The 22,276-nt window shown below is 61.4% G+C and carries 21 protein-coding genes, 2 tRNA genes and 3 pseudogenes; 14 read left to right on the top strand and 12 right to left on the bottom strand.

Annotated elements, in window-relative coordinates:
* Positions 1-15: 15 nt before the first annotated feature.
* Positions 16-99: transfer RNA gene (locus GSQ83_RS00790), tRNA-Leu, on the bottom strand.
* 123 nt (positions 100-222) lie between these two features.
* Here GSQ83_RS00790 and GSQ83_RS00785 point away from each other — a divergent pair.
* The 4 genes and pseudogenes from GSQ83_RS00785 (at position 223) to GSQ83_RS00770 (ending at position 1,860) form a co-directional block, all read left to right on the top strand.
* Positions 223-298, top strand: a tRNA-Asn gene (locus tag GSQ83_RS00785).
* A 226-nt stretch (positions 299-524) separates the two neighbouring features.
* Positions 525-698: a hypothetical protein gene (locus GSQ83_RS00780; protein WP_158800813.1), complete on the top strand. Its 174-nt coding sequence runs from the start codon at positions 525-527 to the stop codon at positions 696-698.
* A gap of 119 nt (positions 699-817) precedes the next feature.
* Positions 818-1,198, top strand: a pseudogene (locus GSQ83_RS00775) (IS3 family transposase); the annotation flags it as partial.
* A 74-nt stretch (positions 1,199-1,272) separates the two neighbouring features.
* Entirely contained in the window at positions 1,273-1,860 is a 588-nt protein-coding gene (locus GSQ83_RS00770) for a GNAT family N-acetyltransferase (RefSeq protein ID WP_216849852.1), read from the top strand.
* Positions 1,861-1,915: 55 nt separating this feature from the next.
* On the opposite strand, the pseudogene GSQ83_RS30975 reads toward GSQ83_RS00770, so the two are convergent.
* Both GSQ83_RS30975 and GSQ83_RS00765 read right to left on the bottom strand, forming a co-directional pair.
* Positions 1,916-2,209 (bottom strand): annotated as a pseudogene (locus GSQ83_RS30975) (ribbon-helix-helix domain-containing protein); the annotation flags it as partial.
* A 6-nt stretch (positions 2,210-2,215) separates the two neighbouring features.
* Positions 2,216-2,359 (bottom strand): hypothetical protein, encoded by a 144-nt coding sequence (locus tag GSQ83_RS00765; protein WP_158800812.1) that lies wholly within the window; start codon positions 2,357-2,359, stop codon positions 2,216-2,218.
* Between the two features lie 345 nt (positions 2,360-2,704).
* Here GSQ83_RS00765 and GSQ83_RS00760 point away from each other — a divergent pair, with 345 nt between their 5' ends.
* The gene (locus GSQ83_RS00760; protein ID WP_158800811.1) at positions 2,705-3,358 is read left to right on the top strand and encodes a Hint domain-containing protein; all 654 of its coding nucleotides are present in this window, start codon (positions 2,705-2,707) and stop codon (positions 3,356-3,358) included.
* Positions 3,359-3,554: 196 nt separating this feature from the next.
* Here GSQ83_RS00760 and GSQ83_RS00755 read toward each other — a convergent pair whose 3' ends face one another.
* Complete coding sequence (locus tag GSQ83_RS00755; RefSeq protein ID WP_158800810.1) at positions 3,555-3,788, bottom strand: hypothetical protein; 234 nt, start codon at positions 3,786-3,788, stop codon at positions 3,555-3,557.
* Positions 3,789-3,793: 5 nt separating this feature from the next.
* Between GSQ83_RS00755 and GSQ83_RS00750 the strand changes: the two are divergent.
* The 7 genes and pseudogenes from GSQ83_RS00750 (at position 3,794) to GSQ83_RS00720 (ending at position 10,857) form a co-directional block, all read left to right on the top strand.
* Positions 3,794-4,782: pseudogene (locus GSQ83_RS00750) on the top strand (pirin family protein).
* Between the two features lie 205 nt (positions 4,783-4,987).
* Positions 4,988-5,932: a cyclase family protein gene (locus GSQ83_RS00745; RefSeq protein WP_216849851.1), complete on the top strand. Its 945-nt coding sequence runs from the start codon at positions 4,988-4,990 to the stop codon at positions 5,930-5,932.
* Between the two features lie 276 nt (positions 5,933-6,208).
* Positions 6,209-7,096 carry a formyl transferase gene (locus GSQ83_RS00740; protein WP_254065428.1) on the top strand — a complete coding sequence of 296 codons (888 nt, stop codon included), beginning with the start codon at positions 6,209-6,211 and terminating at the stop codon, positions 7,094-7,096.
* Between the two features lies 1 nt (position 7,097).
* Positions 7,098-8,231, top strand: coding sequence for a CDP-glycerol glycerophosphotransferase family protein (locus GSQ83_RS00735; protein ID WP_158800807.1), 1,134 nt, complete (start codon positions 7,098-7,100; stop codon positions 8,229-8,231).
* Positions 8,232-8,300: 69 nt separating this feature from the next.
* Positions 8,301-9,179 carry a formyl transferase gene (locus tag GSQ83_RS00730; protein ID WP_216849850.1) on the top strand — a complete coding sequence of 293 codons (879 nt, stop codon included), beginning with the start codon at positions 8,301-8,303 and terminating at the stop codon, positions 9,177-9,179.
* Positions 9,176-10,318 carry a hypothetical protein gene (locus GSQ83_RS00725; protein WP_158800806.1) on the top strand — a complete coding sequence of 381 codons (1,143 nt, stop codon included), beginning with the start codon at positions 9,176-9,178 and terminating at the stop codon, positions 10,316-10,318. The genes GSQ83_RS00730 and GSQ83_RS00725 overlap by 4 nt, the downstream gene beginning before the upstream one ends.
* A 104-nt stretch (positions 10,319-10,422) precedes the next feature.
* On the top strand, positions 10,423-10,857 hold the full coding sequence (locus tag GSQ83_RS00720) for a hypothetical protein (RefSeq protein ID WP_158800805.1): 435 nt from the start codon (positions 10,423-10,425) through the stop codon (positions 10,855-10,857).
* Here the strand turns inward: GSQ83_RS00720 and GSQ83_RS00715 are convergent.
* On the bottom strand, positions 10,828-12,135 hold the full coding sequence (locus GSQ83_RS00715) for a lipopolysaccharide biosynthesis protein (protein WP_254065427.1): 1,308 nt from the start codon (positions 12,133-12,135) through the stop codon (positions 10,828-10,830). The genes GSQ83_RS00720 and GSQ83_RS00715 overlap by 30 nt on opposite strands.
* A gap of 33 nt (positions 12,136-12,168) precedes the next feature.
* On the opposite strand from GSQ83_RS00715, the gene GSQ83_RS00710 reads away from it, so the two are divergent.
* Positions 12,169-13,308, top strand: coding sequence for a hypothetical protein (locus GSQ83_RS00710; RefSeq protein ID WP_254065426.1), 1,140 nt, complete (start codon positions 12,169-12,171; stop codon positions 13,306-13,308).
* A 19-nt stretch (positions 13,309-13,327) separates the two neighbouring features.
* Here GSQ83_RS00710 and GSQ83_RS00705 read toward each other — a convergent pair whose 3' ends face one another.
* The 6 genes from GSQ83_RS00705 to GSQ83_RS00680 all read right to left on the bottom strand — a co-directional run bounded on the left by GSQ83_RS00705 (position 13,328) and on the right by GSQ83_RS00680 (position 20,603).
* Positions 13,328-14,284, bottom strand: coding sequence for an SDR family NAD(P)-dependent oxidoreductase (locus tag GSQ83_RS00705; RefSeq protein ID WP_158800803.1), 957 nt, complete (start codon positions 14,282-14,284; stop codon positions 13,328-13,330).
* Positions 14,281-16,029, bottom strand: a complete 1,749-nt coding sequence (locus GSQ83_RS00700) for a fatty acyl-AMP ligase (RefSeq protein WP_254065425.1) — start codon at positions 16,027-16,029, stop codon at positions 14,281-14,283. Before GSQ83_RS00700 ends, GSQ83_RS00705 begins: the two co-directional genes overlap by 4 nt.
* Before the next feature lie 45 nt (positions 16,030-16,074).
* Positions 16,075-16,854: a nucleotidyltransferase family protein gene (locus tag GSQ83_RS00695; protein ID WP_158800802.1), complete on the bottom strand. Its 780-nt coding sequence runs from the start codon at positions 16,852-16,854 to the stop codon at positions 16,075-16,077.
* Positions 16,851-18,011, bottom strand: a complete 1,161-nt coding sequence (locus tag GSQ83_RS00690) for a GNAT family N-acetyltransferase (RefSeq protein ID WP_254065424.1) — start codon at positions 18,009-18,011, stop codon at positions 16,851-16,853. The genes GSQ83_RS00695 and GSQ83_RS00690 overlap by 4 nt, the downstream gene beginning before the upstream one ends.
* A 259-nt stretch (positions 18,012-18,270) precedes the next feature.
* On the bottom strand, positions 18,271-19,308 hold the full coding sequence (locus GSQ83_RS00685; protein WP_158800800.1) for an LptF/LptG family permease: 1,038 nt from the start codon (positions 19,306-19,308) through the stop codon (positions 18,271-18,273).
* A gap of 17 nt (positions 19,309-19,325) precedes the next feature.
* Positions 19,326-20,603, bottom strand: coding sequence for an LptF/LptG family permease (locus GSQ83_RS00680; RefSeq protein ID WP_158800799.1), 1,278 nt, complete (start codon positions 20,601-20,603; stop codon positions 19,326-19,328).
* 188 nt (positions 20,604-20,791) lie between these two features.
* Here GSQ83_RS00680 and GSQ83_RS00675 point away from each other — a divergent pair, with 188 nt between their 5' ends.
* Complete coding sequence (locus tag GSQ83_RS00675; RefSeq protein WP_158800798.1) at positions 20,792-21,337, top strand: DUF2141 domain-containing protein; 546 nt, start codon at positions 20,792-20,794, stop codon at positions 21,335-21,337.
* Here the strand turns inward: GSQ83_RS00675 and GSQ83_RS00670 are convergent.
* On the bottom strand, positions 21,331-22,248 hold the full coding sequence (locus GSQ83_RS00670; RefSeq protein ID WP_158800797.1) for a metallophosphoesterase: 918 nt from the start codon (positions 22,246-22,248) through the stop codon (positions 21,331-21,333). The genes GSQ83_RS00675 and GSQ83_RS00670 overlap by 7 nt on opposite strands.
* Positions 22,249-22,276 lie beyond the last annotated feature (28 nt).

Here is a 22,276-nt window from a genome sequence, read left to right as displayed (position 1 = left end):
CACGGCGAAGGGTATTGGTGCGAGAGGGGGGACTCGAACCCCCATGGCTTGCGCCGGTCGATTTTGAGCCGACTGCGTCTACCGTTCCGCCACTCTCGCGCCGCGCCGGCTCTAGCACGCGCCCGGCCTCGGGAGAAAGCGTCTTTGCCGTCTGTGGTGCGCCTGCGTCTAGACGGCGTTGCGCGCCCGAAGTTGCTCCGCTATAGACCGCGCGCCCGATGGTCCCGGATAGCTCAGTTGGTAGAGCAAGCGACTGTTAATCGCTCGGTCGTAGGTTCGAGTCCTACTCCGGGAGCCAGGGTTATCAACGGAATAGAGCACGTCATCGACGCTCCTCGATGCTTAGAGAAATCTCGGGCCAATATCTGGGGCAACAATCGACAAACTTCCGGTCGCGGGAGTTCTAGACGACTGGCAGCTGTCGGTCAGGGTTTATTCACCCATGGATAGGCGTCCCCGGTTTCCGATATCGCTTCGGGTGGGAGGCCGGTCCTGACAGCGGTCTATTGCGTCTATGCGCCGCAATGGCCGCGCTGCAGGATCGATGGAACCGGCCCGTCTGGCTGGACATCAGTGCTCGCTACTGGACGGGCGCCGGCGCGTTTATGGCCCTTCGCCCCCAGACGATCGATGGCCTTCAGATAAAGGTTCTCATCGCCCTCGACATGCTGATGAACGAGTCGGCGCGAGCTGGATAATCAGCGAGAAGGGCGTCGCTATGTGGGGTGGGTGCGTCAGCGTCGTTAGAGACGTTAACAGGGGGCGTCTCGGCATGACTAGCGTCGGGAGAGGAGGCGCTGGTTGATCCAGCGCTTGGGGCTACTCGCGGCGGCGGGCGTGCGCGCTTGTTGGCATTGAACCCAAGACGTTCCGCTATGCGAGCCGACGACCGGACGACACGCAGGTCCGGCAGCGGCAGCGGCAGCGGCTGCGGGCGTTGGCGGCAGAGCGGCGGCGGATCGGCTACCGGCGGCTGCGCATCCTGTTGGCGCGGGAAGGCATCGCGCTGAACCACAAGCGGCTGTTCCGGCTCCGCCGCCAGGAGAAGCTCGTCGTTCGCAAGCGCGGCGGCCGGAAGCGGGCGCTGGGCACGCGATCGCCGATGGTCTTGCCGAAGGCGCCAAACCAACGATGGTCGCTCGACTTCATGTCGGATGCCCTTAACAGCGGCCGCCGGCTTCGGTTGCTGGCGGTCGTCCTCAGACAACGTGCGTCGTCTTGGCGCAGCCGTGGAGCACTTGGCCCATAGCTCCTCCCTCCGCAATTTGTCGTATGATTAAGCACCACGATCCGGGACTAAACGGCCAGGTCATCCTGCGCGCTGGCCGCGACCAGCCGCCCAGCTACCGCCAATACGGACCTGGAGCGGGCATTCACTCGAAGCTCCGATTGCGGCAGCATGGCGCTATGAAGCAGGAACCTCGGCTAGCCACCTGCGGCGATCTCCTGGCCGTCGAGGAGATCGTCCAAACCGCATACTCTCATTACGTCTCCCGTATCGGTCGGGAGCCAGGACCGATGCTTGATGACTATCGCATTCTCATCGAAGAGGGCCGCGTCCACGTCGTGGAGCGTGATAGCGTCGTGCGCGGCATTCTCGTGCTCATCCCGCAAGATGATGCGGTGCTCCTGGACAACATCGCTGTTTGTCCTGGCGCGCAAGGTTCGGGCCTGGGTCGCAGGATGCTGGAGTTCGCCGAACGCACCGCGATTACTGCAGGCTTTCGTTCGATCAGGCTCTACACGAACGAGACCATGATCGAGAACATCGAGTTCTACTCCCGCTTAGGCTACTCCGAAACGCATAGGGCGGAGAAGAAAGGGTTGCGGCGGGTCTACATGGCCAAGCCTCTCGCCTGAGCCCGGCCCACGTCATGGTCAAAGTCCGAAAACTGGTGCGGACCGGCTTGCCGCAGCGCTCGAACACCATGTTTAGGGCTTCGGCCAGGATCTCCTGAATATCCCGGTCCTGCTCGACCGCGATCAGCTTGAGGGTTGGGCGACATCCGCCTTGGAACGCCCGGGCACTTGGCGCGTATCGGTCCTCGTCTGGGCGGTGCGGTAAGCCGGGGCGCCAGACTCTGCTACTTTGGCCGGTTCGATTGCGGCAGCAACGGGCGCGGGCGCAGACCGGTAGGCAAGGTCTTTTAGGGAGGCGCGGCTCATGCGGCGGTCTTTCTCTTGCGTTGTGGAGCTGTCGTTTTGTGATGTTGCTTCATTGTACCAACACAAGTTGTCCCGAACCCCATTTGTAGAGGACGGCGATCTCCTCGGTAGCGGCGCTATCCGGCTCGGTTTCCTGGACGGAGCGGGCAGTGATGCTGGCGGTCGCATAGGCAGCGCGGTTGTGCATAACCATCGGGGCGATATCCCGCGCCTAGTCAGCCAAAGCCTCGCGGGCGTCCTTTTCGGCGCGACTCGCCCCCCGACCTCATGACGTTCAGCAGCAGGCAGGGTCGCTTGCTAGCGAGGTGGCACATATCGAGGGTCCGGTTCAGCGCCCGAAAATCGCAGCCCCCGGTCCGCATGGGGATCAGGGCGAGCTCCGACGCCGGGGCAGCAAGGTAACCGGCATTGTGATTGTCCCGGCCGCAATCGCTTGCTGGCCGAGCCACGCGACCCCAGCCGAGCGCACCAGATGTTCGGCTAGGACAACGCTGTTTCCAGCGTCATAAACTCCAACAAGTCCTCGACCAGCACGACGATGTTGCGCGGCGGATCGGCTACCCGCGACACCAGCATGGCGGCGATCACCTACTACCATGTCGAACTGCCGCATCACGACCTGCTGCTGGCGGAGGGGGCAGCGGCTGAGAGCTGGCTCGATACGGGCAATCGGGGAATGTTCGCCAATGCTCCGGGCGCGGTCGATCTCCATGCGGATCTGGAGCCCGATCTCGCTTCCGAGGCGTGGCAGACGCAGGCTTGGGCGCCCCTGGTGGAAGGCGGCCCTAACCTCGCCGTCATTCGGGCGCGGCTGGAAGGCCGCGCGATCACCCTCGGTCACGGTGCGGCGGCCGCGTGGACTTTGTGGCTCGAAACCGAGGGTAAGCACTCCGCCGTGCTGCGGGCAGGCGGCGGTCTCCTCCGCCTGGCTTCGGTCGCCGCCAAGGCGCCCGGCGACCAGCGCCGATTGGGGGCGGTCGTCGCGGAGGTGACGCTCGACGGGGTGGCGCTGGATCTCGCGGATCATCGCCTGGCCTTGGGTTTCCACGCGATCGAGCGGCAGGGCGGCGCCTGCTGGCGCTGGACAGATGGGCAGGCGCTGCTGGACTTCGGACCGAGCGAGGTCGAGCGCGTGGTGACAGTAACGGTCACCGTCATCGCGGCCGCACAGGACTGGGCCGTCGCGGCTTGAAATGTGGCGGAGCGCTCCCTGGTCTGGACACGTCGAGAGGCCGGAGCCGACCGCAGTCACGCCGTCAAAGTCGATGCACAAGTCGGCAGTTTCGATCTTGGTGGGATGCTCCACTGGCGCAACAGGCTGCCTACTGGCCGGGGTCCGTGTGGCCCGCTTTACCGTATTTGCCGGCGCTATGGAGCATCGCTAGGGACTAACGAGCGGCAATCATTGTTATTCGCGCATGCGTTTGGGTTACGCGCGGTGTCGGACGGCTGAGGAGACGTTCGGCGAGTCCGCCGACGCGGGCAGCAGTCATGGCAATATGGAGATCATTGAAGACCAGCACGAAATCATTGACATGCGGCATCCAATGATTTGTGAGCGGCTGCCAGCGCGCGCCCACGTCGGCGCCCGCGAGTTCGAGCCGCCAAAGTTGAAAGGACAAATATGATGAGCGGCGAAACCGGCCCAAACGAGACGATGCCGGCCTGCATGGAAAACGTGATCCTCCCACGAGCCCACGATATCGGCGGATTCGAGGTGCGGCGCGCACTCCCGGCCAGGCAGCGGCAGATGGTCGCCCCTTCATCTTCTTCGACCAGATGGGGCCTGGCGAGTTCCTGACCGGCAAGGGGCTGGACGTGCGGCCGCACCCCCATATCGGGCTGTCCACCGTAACCTACTTATTCGATGGCGCGATCCAGCACCGCGACAGCCTTGGCTCCGACCAGTCGATCGTGCCCGGCGACGTCAATTGGATGACGGCGGGGCAAGGTATCGCCCATTCTGAGCGGACGGCGAAGAGCGCCCGGGGCATTCGAACCGGCTGTTCGGCATCCAGTCCTGGGTGGCCCTGCCACGGCAGCATAAGGAGGTGGCGCCTGGCTTTCTCCACCACGGGGCGGATGCCCTGCCAGTCATTGAGAATGGCGGTGCCAAGCTACGGCTGATCGCTGGCTATGGCTGGGGCCTGCGCGCGCCGGTCCTCACGCCGTCGGAATTGTTCTACGCCGATGCCGTGCTTGCAGCCGGGCGCAGTCCTGCCGATGCCGGACAGCCATGAGGAACGCGCGGCCTATGTCGTGGAGGGCGGCGTCGAAATCGCCGGCGTTTACTTCGACACCAGCCGCATGCCGTTGTTCCGAGCCAATGACAGCATCGCACTGCGCGCGGGGCTGAGGGGGGCCCGGCTGCTGTTGCTGGGTGGCGCGGTGATGGACGGGCCGCGCCATTTGTTCTGGAACTTTGTCCCTTCGTCGCGCGAACGGATTGAGCAGGGTAAAGCGGATTGGAAAGCAGGCCGCTTCGCGAAGGTCCCCGGTGGCGACAAGGATTTCATCCCGCTGCCGGAAGAGCGCGTCCTTCGGATCCGGTGCAGGCGCAAGCCGGATCTCCGACGAGCTGAGGCTTCCGGCGCAGGCTCTGGTGCAAATATCTGATGCTCAACCTGCGCAACGTCAAAGTGATTCTGGCGGTAGTCCCGTCGTGCGAATTTGCGCGAGGCGAAGAGATTGTGTAGTAAATGACCCGCGATTCTGATCCGGTTCGTCTGGAATTTAGCTCATCACGTTGCATTAGATCTCTCCAAGTCACAGTCGATCGATAGGATGTAACATGTGCTCACCGCAGATTGTTAACGAAGCCATGAAGCTAAAGATCGCGGCATGGAACGCGAGTTTTCGGCAAGTCTCGACGAGCCCTTTCGGGCCAACAGATGAAGTAGGGATGCTCAATCTCATCGATGGCGCGTCTCGTGATGCAATCATGCGGCGGGCGGATGCCTCCCATGTTTACGATCTTTCAGTAGATAACTTCGTCGGGATGCCGAGTTGGACGGCCGCTGGCGATCCTTCCTATCAGATCTGGATGACCCATACTCCACCCGGAGAAAATGTCTGGAATTCCATGAAGCAGGACGACGCTACAAACGATCTGGTAGCTTATTCAGGCGATGCGGTCTCCATGTATACCCATTGCGGCACCCATATTGATGCGCTCAACCATTTTGGGTTTAGGGGACGGATATGGAACAATTACACTATCGATGATAATCTTGGCAGCCGCGGCTGGAACAAATGCGGCGCGGAGAAACATCCTCCGGTAGTGGCGCGGGGGATCATGCTGGATATCGCAAGCATGCACGGACTCGACGTCCTCCCTCCTAGCTACGGCATCGGCGCGAAGGACTTGGAGAACTGCCTCAAGCATCAGAAGACAGAGCTACGTCCAGGAGATGTGGTGCTTCTCCGTACTGGACAGATGAAGCATTGGCTCGATGCTGCAGCGTTTTGCGCCAATACTCCTGGGCTCACGCGCGAAGGGGCGGAGTATCTTTGCAAAGGGGGCGCGGTTATGATCGGAGCGGATAATTTGACGTTGGAGCAAGTTCCGTCCACTGAGCCGGGAAACTATCTTCCGGTTCATTGTTATTTGTTAGCAGAGGCCGGGGTGCCTATCTTGGAGATGGCCCAGCTCGATGAATTGAGCGCCAATGCGGTCTTTGAATTTGCTTTTATTGGCGCTTGCATAAAGTTGGCGGGCGCTACCGGCTCGCCAATGCGGCCCATCGCGATGCCATTGCGCGAGTGACATTTCGCCTTTCAAACCAAGTCGGATGTGGTTGGGCAAACGCGAATCTTCAGGCTGGTCTCGTTTGCAGGTGTTCTTCTACTGAGGTGATGGACCTGCCCCGCGCAGAGGCGTAACTCTTCTCCTTCCGGAGCTTAGGCTGGTCGTCAACGTCCTCTCGATCCTCGCCCTATACGATCGGGGCTTCTGGTCAGGTGTGGTTCGCCGCCTCTATAAGGTGATGTTGACGAGGGAGGTCGTATGCCGCGGCCACTGGACATTTGGCGGTGCGCGATCGTGAAGCAGACGGCGGAGGAGATTGTCCGCGACGGCGTTAGCCCAGGCTCTGCAATCTGGTTTCCGGATACGCCCCCATTTACCTTCTGGGCGGACCCCTTCGCGCTATGGCGGGATGGGCGCCTCTATGTGTTTGCCGAGGCATTCGATTACCGGACCCGGATCGGCCATATTGATCTGCTCGTTTACGATGGCGATCTCAAATTTCTCGAAACCAGGCCGATTCTAAGAACGCCTTGGCACCTCTCTTATCCATTCGTCTTCGAGGCCGAGGGCGACACATGGATGCTGCCCGAGGCCTATAAATCGGGTACGCTGACCCTGTATCGCGCGCGTTCTTTTCCGGACGACTGGGAGGCGGTCTACTCAATCCCGCTCGACAGCCCGGCGATCGATGCAACGCCTCTTTGGCACGGCGGCAGGTGGTGGCTGTTCTATTCGCCCTCTCACGATGCTTTGGCTCGTCGCAGCAACCTTCACGTGGCGTGGTCCGATAGGCTGACCGGCCCCTGGCACCTTCATCCGCTCAATCCCGTGCGTGCCGATCTGGCGAGTGCTCGTCCGGGCGGCAGACCGATGGTTTGGGGCGGCGCGATCATTCTGCCCGTTCAGGACTGCCGATTAACCTATGGCGGCGCCATTCGCGTCCTTTCAATCGAGACTTTGGACGGGACAGGATTCGTGGCGACGGATCGTGCGGGTGTGAGTGCGCCCTCCTGGATGGCGCCGTTCACGGAGGGTTTGCATACGCTCGCCTCCGCGGGCCCGGTCACGCTGATCGACGTCAAGCGGACAGAGGCGTCTTTCTACGGGGAGGCGGTCCGCATTCAAGGCGTGTTGCGACGCCGATGGAGAGAGGCTCGGTCTCTAAAGCGGTCGGCTGGTTGAGATGAAGAAGATAGCGTTCGTCTTCGTAGCAGAACCCTACCAGTGCTATCATGGGGCCTCTGTGGCTTTTGCAATGGCCAAGATGGCCGATGTCCGAGTGGCGATCTACTATAACGACCCGGATTCTGTTTATCATCTGGACCGCATAAGGGTGCTGTACAGCGCGGCGCCCATGAACTATATTCGTATGAAGCGCAGTCTGTTTACGACATTTGTTCAGAGACTCAAGATCTTTGGATTTCTCAAATACACCGTCTACCGATCAAACGAACGTGCATTCGCACAGTATGACGCGGTCGTTTCGGTGGAAGACACCGCTTACAGACTATTCGAGACATCCAACGCTGCTGATCGACCCAGGAAGATCTACCTGCCGCATGGGGCGGGTGATGGAATTGTAGGATTTTCCGGCCGGGCAAAACACTTCGACCTGGTGCTCCTGCCCGGGCCGAAGTCGGCAACGCGCATGATGGAATCAGGTTACGTTCGTCCGGACAATCATCGCGCGATTGGTCTGGTGAAGCTCGAAACCGCTAATTTGCTCTACGACGCTCAAGACACCTTTTTCGCTGTGAAACGTCCGACCGTGCTCTATAATTCTCATATCACGCCTGGGTTGCGATCCTGGGACACCTTCATAGAACCGATGCTTGCGGAGTTTACGGCGTCCGATGACTACAATCTCATCGTGGCGCCGCATGTTAAATTCTTCCGGCGTCGCAGCCGGCGGCTCCGTGCGAAATGGGAAGCGCGAAGCTCGGCAAATGTCATCGTGGATACCGGATCCGACCATTCCGTCGATATGAGCTACACACGGGCCGCCGACATTTATGTGGCTGATATCAGTAGTCAAATCTACGAATTTCTCATCGAGCCGCGGCCTTGCATCTTCCTCAATCCTCACCGGATTGCGTGGGAGACTAACCCGAGCTACGCGCATTGGCATCTTGGCGATGTCATCACCGAGCCGGAGCAGCTCATGCCCGCGATCCGCGCGGCAAAGGCGCGGCACCCCATCTATCTGGAGAGGCAGGTGGCGATGGCGGCTGCGTCCCTGGGTGACCGCAGTCCGGGCGCGTCCCGCCGTGCCGCGAAGGCGATCATGGAGTTCCTGCGCGAGCATGAGCGCTTGTAGCCATGTCATCTTCGCTCGCCCTATAAGATGCCGATGCTCCGACCGATGGACATCTGGCGATGCGCGATCGTGAAGCAGCCCGCCGAGGTGATCCTGCGCGGCGGCATCGACGCGTCCTCGGTCGTCTGGCTTCCGGATATGCCACCGGGTTCCTTTCGAGCCGATCCCTTCGCATTGTGGCGTGGCGGACACCTCCACGTTTTTGCCGAGGCCTTCGACTACCGCGACCGTGTTGGGCATATCGATCTCCTTATTTTTGATCGTGACCTGAATTTGCTGGAATGCCGCACGGTTTTGAAAACGCCCTGGCATCTGTCCTATCCCTTCGTTTTTGAGGCGGATGGTGAAATCTGGATGCTTCCTGAGGCGTTCCAATCTGGGGCCTTGACTCTGTATCGAGCCCGGCGGTTTCCGTTCGAATGGGAACCCGTCTGCGAGGTTCCGCTGGATGGTCCGGCAATCGACGCGACACCATTTTTCTACGGGGAAAAGTGGTGGCTGTTCTATGCCCCCTCACATAGCAAGCTCGCCAAAAAGAGCCATCTTCATGTGGCGTGGTCGGATAGCTTGACGGGTCCATGGAAACTGCACCCGCTCAATCCAGTACGCATCGATCTTTCCAGCACCCGCCCCGGAGGTACGCCGTTCGCGAGGAACGGCGTCATCAATCTTCCCGTGCAGGATTGTCGCGCGACTTACGGCGCCGCGATTTGCATCCTGGAGATTGATTGTCTCGATGAAACGCAATTTTCGGCGACCGTTGGCGAAATGCTCGTCGCGCCACCATGGATGGCACCTTTCACGGAAGGCCTGCATACGCTCGCGACGGCTGGATCGGTGACCCTGATCGATGTCAAGCGCATGGACGTCTCGCTCCATGGCAAGCTGGGGCGCGTTGATGGAATCATACGGCAGCGTTTGAAACGTGCGAATGTCTTTCGGCGATGAGGATCGGCTTTCTATATAACCACGATGCAAGCCATCAGGTGCCGCATACCATTCCCATCGCGGCAGCACTTGCGAAGCGAGGCATCGATGTCGAGATTTTGACGTCGAGCGAGGCGCAACGTGCGGTAGCGCAAGCACTTATTCCGCCGAATGTAACTGTCCACTTCAGAAGTCTGCGGATCAGCGCGGCAAGCCGCGCGGCGGACCACCTTCTTCGTCATGTCGCACCCTTTAAGCGAATCGCAATCCTCCGGGAGAATCTCGACCTGTTCAGGCAATTCGATGCGCTGATTGTACCGGAGACGACCTCGACATTGCTGAAGACGCGGTTCGGGCTGACCGCTCCAAAATTAATTTATGTTCCGCATGGCGCGGGTGATGGTGCGGCCGGATTCCAGCCCGCGACCAAGAGCTTTGATTTAGTGCTTCTGTCTGGACGAAAGGTGCGGGGCCGGATGCTCGCCTTGGGGTTGGTGACGGAATCCAATCATGCGATCGTCGGATATCCGAAATTCGATCAGCTAAACCTCAGGCCGCCCGCGCGTTTCTTTGACAACGACAGGCCGACAGTCCTTTACAACCCACATTTCAACCCGCTGCTGTCGTCCTGGTATTCGCTAGGCAGAAAAGTGCTGGAATGGTTCGCAGTCCAGGATCGCTTCAATCTGATCTTCGCCCCCCATGTGATGCTGTTCAAGCGACTGCTTCACACCTCGATTATCCACCGAAAAGCGAGACTACGGCCCCGTTTGCCGAGGCACCTTCGCGATAACGCCGGGATGCTGATCGACACAGGAAGCGATCGGTTGATCGACATGAGCTATGTGCAGTCTGCCGACATCTATCTGGGTGACGTATCGAGTCAAATTTATGAATGGATTCAAAGGCCGCGACCTGCCATCTTTTTCAACACCCACAAGTCTGGCTGGCAGGCCTCACCGGACTACGGACACTGGGCCCTTGGAGAGGTGATCGGCGGGTTCGATGCTCTTCCCGCAGCGCTTGATCGGGTGATCGCCCATCCGGACGCGTTCAAGGAACGTCAGGAGGCCGCGGCGGCAGAAACGTTCTCGATGACGGACCGTCGAGCGGGAGAGCGGGCGGCTGACGCCATTTTGGCATTCATGCGGCCGGCCTGAGGCTCGCGCTGTGACCCATGACAGGCACATGGTAGGATAGAACTGGCACAGCGGAGGCCAAGATGCGCTTTTCGAATTGCAACATCCCTCTCGCAGTTGCGCTGGTGCTCGCCGCGACCGTTGACGCCTGCGGGACGCCGCCACCACCGGCAGTTGTGACCGCGTCTACAGCAAGCGTCTCCACCGGTAGCGGCTTCGACGGCACATATCGTGGCGAGGCTTTTCCGGACCAGATCATCGAAGGATGCGGAGAAGCCTCGCACGCGATCATACTCGAGGTGAAGGGCAATCGAATCTGGGTGCGACACAGCCATGCGCTCACCGGCACCGTCGACCCCGCGGGCGAAGTCTCCATGCAGAATAGCGATGCAACCAGCAACCTGACCGGATCGATCCAGGGCGGTGTGCTCAAGGCGACCGAGACGGCGACCAGGTCGCCCAAGAAGCTGCAAGGTTTCTATGTGGACTCAGAATCGACATGCACCTTCGCGATTCAGGCGACCAGGGAGTCAGGCGGTGATTCGGACGGCGCGCCATAAGGTGACGCCGAACACCACGAGGGTGACGCCCGACGCGATGATGGTGGCATCGGCCGCACCGATCGTGCCGAACCACGGCACCAGAACGGCGAGCGATCCGAACAGGCAGATGTTTGCGCAGACCCGACCGAGGAGGACCTGTCCGGGCTTTCCCATGGCGGTGAGTGCCGGTGCGCAGACGACGCTCGCAAGATCGAGGGCGGCGGCCACACCGAGCAGAAGAAGCAGGGGATAGATGCCGGCGTATTGCCGGCCCGCGATCAGCCCCAGCAGCGGATGCCCAAGTACCAGAAGAATGAGGGTGATGATGATGCCCGCGAGCGAGGCGAGCCCGGTCGCACGCATCAGGAGTCGCTTGAAGTCGCCGCCCGCATTGGCCGTGTGGGCGCGCGCGAGCTCCGGAAATATCGCGCGCGAGACCATTTCGGAAATCCGCGCCAGCGCTTGGGCAAGTTGATTGGCAAGCCGGTAGTGACCAGCCCCAACCGGCCCCACCATGAGGCCTACGAGCAGAACCACCATTTGCTTGCCGCCGTAGTCCAAGGTGACGTTGAGATTGGTCATCCAGGTGAAGCGCCATATGCCAGCGTTCTCACGTAGGGCGAAGCGGATCGTGCGCGCAGTGGGGAAGGTCAAGGACCCCGGTGCCACGGCCCTGACGCAGACCCAGTAGACGATGGCGGTCATGATTTCGCCGGCAGCCCAGGCGACCAGGAAGCCGCGCACCGTGGCACCGATCGCGACCACCGTCAGGGCGCCCACGAAGCGCATGATGGGTGTCACCGTGTCAGCTGAGGCGCCGACCCCGAAGCGATCATGCAGACGCAAGATGCCAACGGCGGTGGACCTTCCCGAGAGGAGAATCACGAAGCTGAAGGCGAGGCCCGCATGCGACAATTGAGCGGACCAGCCGAGCAGCGGGCCGAGCACCATGACGGAGAGCGCAGCGATAACGCAGCCGGTGACAGCGCCTGCCATGTCCAGGGAGAGACAGAAGCCGGCGAGGCGGGCGGCGGCGGCGGCACGACCCTCCTTCACATGAGGCAGGCCATAGCGCACAACAATTTGCCAGGTTTGACAGCTGACGAGGGCGGAAATCGCCTGTGCGCCACCCAGGACCAGAGCGAACTGGCCAAAACCCTCAGGGCCGAGGGAGCGGGCAGCCAGCGCCAGGTAGACCAGGCTTAGGGCCGCGCCCATCGCCTTGCCCCCCAAAAGCCACCCTAGATTGGTGAAGACGCGCCCGAGCGAACCCTCGCGCCGGTCTCTTTTCTTCAAGACCGTTTGCCAAGCAGCCCGGGCAGTCCGTAGATGTCCTGCAAGATGAACATTGCCTTCCTCTATATCGCCGAGGCCTACCAATGCTATCACGGAGCGTCCATCGCACTCGAACTTGCGGCGCGCCCGGGCGTCAATGTTGTCAGCTATTACAACGATCCTGAAACGCCGCGACACCTTGAGCGCATCCGTATGGCTTACGGAACGCCACCAGTGGCCTATCGCAGGCTTCGGCGATCGCCGCCGACCCGGTTGATGCAGTCGATCCGCATTCTCGGCATGTTCAAAGAAATGGTGATGCGCGACAACGCCTCGGAACTCGACCAGTACGACGCCATCTTCACGCTCGAAGACACGGTCGCCTCGGCACGGCGTCTTGGTATCAGGAGACCGAAGCTCATTTACAGCCCACATGGTTTCGGAGATAGGGCGCGCGGGTTTGATGCCCGCGCCGCAGCGTTCGACTTTGTACTTGTCGCGGGTGACAAGAGCGCCACGCGTTTGTTGAAGAGCGGGCTTGTAACGGCGGCCGACCATGCTGTGATCGGTCCGGTAAAACTCGAAGTCAGTGCGCGATTGCGCGTTCAGCACCGGCCCTTTTTCAAGCATCAACGCCCAACGGTGCTCTATAACGCGCATAAGGCGCCGCGGCTCACGTCCTGGCACAAATTCATCGAGCCGATGCTCGGCCAGTTCGGCCGGCAGACCAGATTCAACCTGATTGTCGCGCCGCATGTAAAGATGTTCCGGCGGCGGTCCGTGTCGGTCAGATCGATGTGGGAGGCACGTAGTACTGACACCATCATAATCGACACGAGTTCAGACCGATTGATGGATATGACTTACGCAGACGCAGCAGACATCTATGTCGGCGATGTCAGTGGCCAGGTCTATGAGTTTTTGGCGGTGCCGCGTCCCTGTGTCTTTCTGAACGCACGCGGTGTGCAGTGGCGTGACGACCCGAACTTCGCGCATTGGCATCTCGGGGATGTGGTTGATGACCCAAAGGATCTTTTGTCGGCCATAGGTTCGGCGCCCGAGCGGCATGATTTCTATCGAGCAAGGCAGGAGATCTTTGCGAAGGCGTCGCTCGGTGACCGCAGCGCAGGGGCGGCGGAGCGGGGCGCCGATGCGATACTCGATTTCATGGGGCGGTCCGCAAGTGTCAGATAAGGCGGAATCTCATCTCGCCCTAAACCCTCAGATACCCGGCTGATTTCCACCATGCGACGGTCTCGGCAATGCCTGACTGGAGGGTGATGTGTGGCGCCCAAAGAGCGTCGGGCAGCCGCATCTTGCGGTCAGGTGCCCAGTCCCGGTGCAGGATTTCGCGCAGTTTGGCGCGGCCGAAGATGGCGGGCTTGCCAGAGAGGGTGGCGAGACCGTCGCTTGCAGCACCTGCAGCACTCAGCAGCAGATCAGGCACGTGCAGCATGCGGGGCCTATTTCCGAGGGCATCACCGATCGTTGCGAGAAGTTCAGCCCAGCCGTAGCCGTCAATCCGCTCGTCCGAGATTTCGAACACGGCATGGCTGGGTCCGCCGGGGCTCAGCGCCGCGATGGCCGTCGCTGCGTCTCGCGCATGAATTAGGGCAATGCGTAGCTCGGGCTTTGTCATGGCAGGCGCGATCGAGCGTCGTGCCATGCGCATCATGGCGAGACCCTCGATATCCCAAGGTCCGTAGACGACGCAGGGCCGGAGGATGACCCAGGACGTGGTGCCAAGGATGGCGATTATCGCGTCTTCGCCCGCGCGCTTGCTGGCGGCATAGGCGGAAAGATGCGGATGCCGCGCCGCCTGTGACGAGATCAGGACAAACCGCGCGGCCACAGCGTTCCGCGCCATTGCCTCCGCCAATCTTCGGGTTCCGTCAGCGTTGATCGCGAAGAACTCTTGGGCGCTTCGTGCTTTGACCAGTCCTGCCGCGTGGATGATCACGGAGGCGCCGGTTACCAGCCGGCAGAGTGCGGAGGAATCACCCAGATCCCCGAGCACGAGTTCAAGCGGGATCTCGGACAGAAGGGGATGCAGCGGGGCGCGGCGCGTCAGCAGCCGGACCTTCCAGCCTGAGGCCGCGAGGGCCGCGACGATGTAGCGTCCTAGAAATCCCGTGCCACCCGTGACGGCAGCGACGAGCGGCGCCGTCACGCAGAGACGACAACGCGTGGAAGTGCTTCCGCCAGGTAATGCTGCCGCGTGAGAGAACGGCTCAGTTTGCCAGACGAAGTATAGCTAAGACTACCAGGTGTTAACAGGATCACGCGACAGTCGAGCCCGTGCTGCGCCCGAATCGTTCCACTAACGTCCTCGATCAGCCGGCGACTAGCTGCCGGATCGGTGATGCTGCGCGATTCGACGGCAAGAAGGAGAATTTCCTGGCCATCTTCTTCCACGGAAAACGCCGCGACGTCGCCGGTCCTGACCTCGGGGGAAGTTCGTTCGACCGTCCACTCCAGATCCTGCGGCCAGATGTTGCGCCCATTGATGATGATGAGGTCCTTGGCGCGCCCGGTAACCACCAGTGTTTTCCCGAGGTGGTAGCCGAGGTCGCCGGTGGCGAGCCATCCATCGGCCGAGAGATTGACGCCCGTCTCATCGGGTCGGCCGTTATATCCCTGCATCACACTGGCGCCGCGCGCGAAGATCCGTCCCACGCGGCGGTCCGCCAAAACGGCGCCGTCTGCATCACGAATTTCAATCTCATGATTCGGTAAGGCGACACCGCACAGCACGACTGTTCGGACGCGGGAATTTTCGTCGGCTGGGGCTTGGATGATGCCAACCTGCTCCATCAGGTCGAGGTCGATGGTGTCCATCTCTATCCCACGCCCGATCGGTGCGAAGCTGATCGCGAGGGTGGCTTCAGCCATGCCGTAGCTCGGCAAGAAGGCTTCTGGCCGAAATCCGCAAGCAGCGAATAGTTTTGCGAAACCGGACAATACGGCTGGTCGGATCATGTCGCCGCCGATACCGGCGATGCGCCAGCTCGAAAGATCCAGGTCGGCCCTGCTGATGGACTGCTCGCGCCGCGCGCAAAGGTCATAGCCGAAGCTCGGACTGTAGGAGATCGTGCCGCGGCCGTTGGAGATGAGTGACAACCAAAGTTGTGGGCGTCGCGCGAAATCCTGCGTGGCGAGCAAATCGACCGTCACCTGGCCCGACACAGGGGTAAGCAGGAAGCCGACCAGCCCCATGTCATGATACAGCGGCAGCCAGGATACGGCACGGTCGTCCGGCCGAATCTCCAGCCCATGGCTCAGCATCGCAGACACATTGGCCATGAGGGCGCGCTGCTTGATCACCACCCCGATGGGAAAGCGGGTGCTGCCGGAGGAAAATTGCAGATACGCGGTATCGTCAACCCCGATCACCGGCAGTGCCACATCAGCGTCGGGGGCCTCAGCCAGATCAGCAACCGTGCTGCAAAGGGCCAGCCCCTGATCCTCTGCAAAGGGAGAGAGCCATCCGATCAATGCCTTGGGTGCGAATAACGCGGTCGCTTTCGCCTCTATGATCAATCGTCCGATATGCGCGACATAGGCCTCACGTCCCCCAAAGGCGAACGGCAAGGGCAACGGGACAGGGATGAGGCCGGCATATTGGCAGGCAAAGAAGATGCGGACGAAGTCGGGCCGTGTCTCCGCGATGATCGCCACTGGATCCTGGCGCTTCAATCCCCGCGCTAGTAGCTTTCGGGCGAGTGCAATCGCCTCGACCCGCAAAGTGCGATAGGGAAGCGCCTCTGTCAGTTCGCCCCGAACGGAATAAAAGTTGAGACCTGTCTCGCCGCTCGCCGCGTAGTCGAGCGCTTCCGGCAAGGTTAGGAAGTTGCCGAGGCGCTGCTCGATGCCGCTGAAAGTTGGCGTCGGCCCGGAGATGTAATTGAAATCCAAGATTTGTGATCCAGAACATGGTCGTGGGTTAGGCTCGGGTGCTGATTACGCCGCTTTGCGTTTAGCAAAGGTTTTGTCGACGAGCAGCAGGTCCGATGGTTTATCGACGTCGACAGCGGCATCCGCGAATGGCAACTCGACGATTGCGAGCTTCGCTCCTACGCGACGACCCAAAAGCCGAACCGCGGCCTGCATCGTCAAGCTTTTGAACAAATAACGGAACAGCGCGGTCAAGCCGATGATCCGCACCATGGCGACTGGGCTCTTGCGCTGCTGTTCCAACCGTTGCCAGAAGTCCACGGCTCGGCTGGCACTCGGTGTGCGCAGGAGGAACAGGTTGCAGCCGCTAAAGTCGCCATCGCGCATGCGTAACCAGGTGCGGCGGGTAGTTGGATAGGCTACGCGTATCACATCCGATCGCGCCACGCCGGCCGTGGCATCGGCCTCATCGGGCGTTTGGGAAAGAAAGGACTGCAGGATTTCGGGCGTTAGCAATGCGTGATCCGCCGTCGTGACGAGCAGCGGAGTTCCAAATTCTAGCAAGGAAGCAGCAACGCTCCGGCTCGGCGACGCGGCGGAGGGACGGACCAGGATCGTGCGTGCCTCCGCAAATGCGGCCAGAATATCCGACGGCTCGGTCGAGACGATGATACGGTGGACGGCAGGGCAGGCCTGGAGCGCCCTGATGACGTGCAGGATCATCGGCGTCCCGTCCACGGGGAGCAGCGCCTTATGAGAGACGCCGGCCGCCGCCGCCATGGGGTCAATTCTACCCCTGCGGTTCCCGGCGAGAATCAGCGCTGTCAGTCCGTCACCTGGCGTCATCCGGCCAGCGACTTTTCATAGACGCGATAAGTCTTGTAGGCGCGTCCACCGACGGCTTCGGCCAGATGGCGCATCGGCATATTGTCTTCCAGGACCCACGACATCTCAACGGCTGTGATGCCCTTGGCCAACGCTTCGCGCCGCAATGCCTCCACGATGTGAAGCGAAAGAAGCCGCCCCAAAATGCCATTGCCGAAACGTTTGCGCACACCCATCAGAGGTACGCGGGCCGTCGTTACGCCCGATACCTTCAATCGCCACAACAGTTTGGCCCAGCCGAAGGGGAACAGCTTACCCGAAAGATCGCGGATGGCCGCGTTCAGGTTGGGGAGGCAGAGGCCGAAGGCCGCCGGTTCGCCATCGACCTCGGCAAACCAGATCAGGCGCTCATGGAGGAGCGGCCGCATGGCCTTCGCCATATGGTCTACCTCGGCCTGAGTGATGGGTACGAACCCCCAATGGCCGTCCCAGGCATCGTTATAGATATCGACGAGGGCGGCGATATCGCTCTTGAGGTCCTTCAAACGCATCGGCCGCAGGACGACGTTCGATGGCAAGCCGCGTGCCACCATGGCGGCCGAGGCGGGCGGCAAGGCCGCGGAGCTATCGCAAATATAAGCGTAGAGATCACGGACCTTACTGTAGCCATTCGCCTTGATGTGGTGATCCGCATAGGGCGGATCATATGGCATCATGAGCATGGGATCTGTATCGAAGCCATCGACCAGCAGGCCCGTTTCTTCGTTGACCGACAGGTTGAAGGGGCCCGTTACGCGTTTGAGGCCCTTTTCGATGAGCCATTGTTCAGCCGTCGAAAGGAGGGCGGCGAAGACAGCCGGCTCGTCGATCGAAACCAGCATGCCAAAGTTGCCGACCGGCTCGGCCGGATCGACTTTGGCCAGATGATCACGCTGGGCACTGATTCGGCCAATATCCACGCCGTTGCGGACGGCTAGCCAGAACGCGACGTCAGCATGGCCGAAGAAGGGATTGCCCTTGGGGGTCAGAGCCGCCTGACGCTCCGAATGGAGAGGCGGCACATAGTGCGGCTCGGCGCGAAAGAGTCTGTCGGGCAGGCGGATGAAACGCTTCAGTCCGGCGCTGCCGATGACGGGTATGATCTCGATCGCGTCCAGGCGTGAAGTCGAACCGTTCACATCCATTGCTCCCGGCGGGGAGGGCCATCGGGTGGAGGGCTGTCCGTGTATGGACGAGCGCGCTTGCAACGCACCTGGTCCGATGTTTGGCTTCCGTGGACGTTGGATAAATCCCGCAGAATCATTCGTTCGAGATCGAAGCTCTGTCCGTATTTACGCCGGCGCGGGTACATCAACTCTCCTTAGGGCGGTGATTGAAACTTAAAGAGATCGGCTGTCAAGCAACCGGGAGGGGAGGCGCTGGGCAGGGCCAGACCGCCTAGTCACCCTCAGCCTGGATCAGGCGCAGGCCGCCATAGCCTGAAAACAGCACGAGTGCGGCCCATCCGGCCAGCCAAGGCGGCAAGGTCCCGGCCTCTCCCAAAGCGCTGAGAAGGCCGGCAGAGGTGAGGTAACCGAGGCCGAGAATGAGGCTGCTAGCCATGTAGACGCCGCCGCCTGAGGCTCTCGGGGGCGCCAGCAGAACCGGCACAGCAAACAGTATCATGAGGAGGGGATCGAACAGGGAGGCGATCGTCCCATGCAATTGGGTGCGGTAGAAATCCATGCTTTGCGAGCCAGCCCAGCGGCCGCGAAGCGTGGCAATCAGCCGGCCGAGCGTCATGCTGTCGACCGGTTGGGCGAGGTCAATCATATTGGCGGGTGCAGGGCCGTGGGGCCAGCCAAGGGTCGGGAGAAATCGGGCTTCGGCATGGTTCTGTCGCGCGACGCGGACGGCAAAGAGCGTCCAATGCCCATGTTCATAAAGGGCCGAACCCGCGTCCAGCCGGACGAGCAAGTCGCCCTGGTCGGAGCGCTGGGCGATCATGATGCCTTCCAGGCGCCGGCCCTTCAACGACACCCTATCGATCGAGGCTATGTCCCCATGTGAGGCCAGCCAAAGGCGCGGTGGCGCTGGGTCCGTGTTGCTTGGAGGTATCTTCACGATCCACCAATCGGAGAAGGCCCGTTGCGCGCGAGGCGAGATCTCCGTCCGCAGTGCGAAATGCACGATGGTGATGGCGAGGCATATTGGCAGCAGAAGCCCAAGGATCTGCCCTAGGCTGAGGCCCGCCCCACGCAGCGTCGTAGCCTCCTGAGTGCCGGCCAGCTGGCGGAACGCCAGCAAGGCGCCGACCAGCGTCGCCAATGGGAGCATCTCAGCCAGGGTGGTCGGCAACCTAAGGCCGACGTAGTGGCCAATGTCGGCCAGGCCGCCATGCGCCAATATGGTGCCAGCCTTGTCCAGCAGGTCGAGCAGTTGCAGCAAGGCTGCCAGCCCGAAAAGGGCACCGAGCAGGCGCGTGAGCAACAGCACTGTCAGGTAGCGGCGGATTACCAGGCGCGGATCTTTCGTCGGCCCATTGGCACGGGGCGACGCCAGGCGCGCGCGATACGATCGGACGCCCGCTCGAGCAGATCGAAGATGCGGTCGAAAGGTCCCTCACTCGTATGACGAACGGCACGCCGGAACATCCACAGGCAGAAGACAGTGAACGTCAGGAAACATCCCCAAAGGGGCAATCGCGGATCCATCAGGCCCGCGGTTCCGATGGCCTGAGCCAGCTGGACGGCGTGGTCGTAGAGCACCAGGATGATGACGCCGACCACGATTCCGTATTGGCGGCGGGTTCGTTTGGCGGCGAGACCAATCGAAATGGCCAGCAAGGGCAGCACCACGAGTGAAAGCGAACGCACCAGCCGGCTGTGGAATTCGCCGTCGAGACGGCGGACGGGCTGAGGCGGATGCGGATGGTTCCGCGCGTGCCACAGCTCCCCCATCGTCATCTCCCGTTCATCGAAACCCCGTGCGCGGAAGTTCGCGAAGTGCAGCAGGAACGGATGGTGCATTGTCGTGCTGTCGGAAGACACGGAATCGATCCGATTGTCGGGCAAGACATTCATCTGCTCGCCGTTTTTCAGACTGAGCATGACCTGCGTTCCGTCATCGGAAAGGACGAGCGTGCCGCTGCGGCCCGTGGTGAGCTTCTCCTTTCCATCGGGCGCCCGCTGATAGACAAACACGTGGCTCAGCGCGCCGGTCGCCGGGTCAGAAGCATCTGCCGTGACGATGAGGTTCTTGGAGACCTGAATGATCTGGCCGGGCGGAATGACCCCATTCCAGGTGCCCTCCGTGGCAGTCTGGTAAGCCGCGCGATAGGCGTAGCGTGACAGCGGCTCCAGGTAGCCATAGAGGCCGAAGCCCCCGGCGGCGGCGATGGCGCCAAGGAGCAGAAACGGCCGGCTGATCCAGGCCAATGAAAGTCCGGCATTTTGCATCGCCTCAAGCTCGCTGCCCGCGCTCAGGCGGGCGATGACGAAATGAATGCCGATAAAGATCGCCGCGGGAAGGGCCAGACCGAGGTAATGCGGCACGAGATCGACCAGCATCCGGCCGACGGATCCGGCAGGCGCATCGGTCGACGCGATGAGGTCGAAAAGCCGTAGCAGCCTTTCGATCAAGAGGGCCGGTAACACGATGAGCAATGTCGCCGTAAATGGCCCGGCGGTGAGAACAAGCAGATAACGCGGGATCGTTCGGGCGGATCCGCGTCGGGGCTTGGCAGGGGTGGCCCTCAAATCATCGATCCCGACGCTTCGAAAGCCGTCCACGCTCTCCGCCTTCAATATGGCATTCCGCCGCAATCATGATCCGGTGGCCTACCACAGATTAGGTGCGAGCGCGCGAGGTGCGTCCTGCGCGCGGGACGTATGACTAGGAGATATCGTGTCGCCGTGGGTTGCAAGCGGTGCGGACGATGCAGATGCTCGGCGCCCAAGCGGAACATAGAGCGACCACGATGGCCAACCGTCCCTTAACGCCGATGCCTGACGAGCCGGTGCCAGATCTGAAGTGGCTTCGATGGCTTGCGATGGTGATGGTCTGCGCATTGGCGTTCGGCCAGTTCGGCTATGGGAAGGCCTATGCGGCCGAGGAAACCGCCACATCCTGCGCAGCGACCAATGCCCCCGCGGCAGGCCCGCGCCTCTATATCACCGCGACCGGCGCGAGGAGCGTCGCGGGAAATATCACCTTCACCCTTTATGGCGCGGATCCGGCCAGGTTTTTGGCTCATAAGGGAAAGCTCGCCCTGATGCACGTGCCGCTGTCCTCCACAGAGGCGGTCGGCTGTTTCGTCGTTTCGGCGCCGGGTGTCTACGCGGTGGCCATCTATCACGACGAGAACAACGATCATCACTTCGGTCGCACGTTGATCGGCATGCCAGCCGAGGGCTATGGCTTTTCCAATAACGCCCGGATTTTCCTGGCGCCACCGTCGTTCCGATCGGTTCAATTCCGGGTCGGTCCGGGGGAGACCCATATCGCCATCAAGTTGCGCTACTGAGCTAACGGCAAATCGATCGTCCATTCGGCGGCCTGCCGGAAGCTGTCCGATGCAGAATCATAGCGCCGCACGAGGGTGGTGAGTTGCCAGCAGGCATTGGTCCGCGAAATGCGATGAAGGTGCCAGCCAGCAATCTCGGGCTTTTCGGTGGTGGCGAGCGCGGCCGGAACTCCCATGGAAGGAATGGTGCCGTTCGGCCCGGAAAGACCAACAACACTCGTCACGTGATGATGACCGTGTAGGACAAGTTCGGCTCCCTGCCGCTTCAGCACCGCACAGAAGGCTGCACGGTCGCGCAACGCTTTCCGCTCGCCGCCACGGCTCATGACCGGGGGATGGTGGATCAGCACTACCCGGAACAGCCCTTCCCGACTTGTCTCCGCGAGCAGCTTGCCGAGGCGATCAAGCTGCGGGCGCCCAAGCTGGCCCGCTGCCGAGAAAACCCGTGTGGTCACGGCCGTGGAAAGGCCGATAAGGGCAAGGGGTCCGCGACGCCTGAGAAATGGAAAGCACTCGGCTCCGCCTCGGGCGCCGCCGGCATCGCCTCTCATCCAGGCGTCCCATTGGCCAAGGCCGTCCTGCCACGAAACCTGGGCGGTGAGGTCATGATTGCCGGGGATGACCGAGATATCGGTTGGCGCCCCGCGCTGATCGAGCCATTGCCGGACAGCCCTGAATTCCGCGGGAAGGGCGAAGTTCACGAGATCCCCTGTCAGCGCGATATGATCCGGCGCATAAGACGCAAGATCAGCGAGCAGCGCAGCCATTGGCTGGAACGTATGCACGCGATGCCGCTTGCGGCGCCACGATAGGAAAGCCAAGAACTGCTTTCCGTTCAGCCGTCGCCACGAAACATCCGTTTGGGTGGGCGGCAGATGCAGATCGGACAGATGGGCGAGGCTGAAACTCATTGCGCTACTCAAAATTCACCCCGGTCCA

This window comes from Acidisoma sp. L85 (genome assembly GCF_009765865.1).
Lineage (GTDB): Bacteria > Pseudomonadota > Alphaproteobacteria > Acetobacterales > Acetobacteraceae > Acidisoma.
The sequence above is the reverse complement of the archived record's forward strand: the minus strand, read 5'-3'. Positions and strand labels throughout refer to the sequence as shown.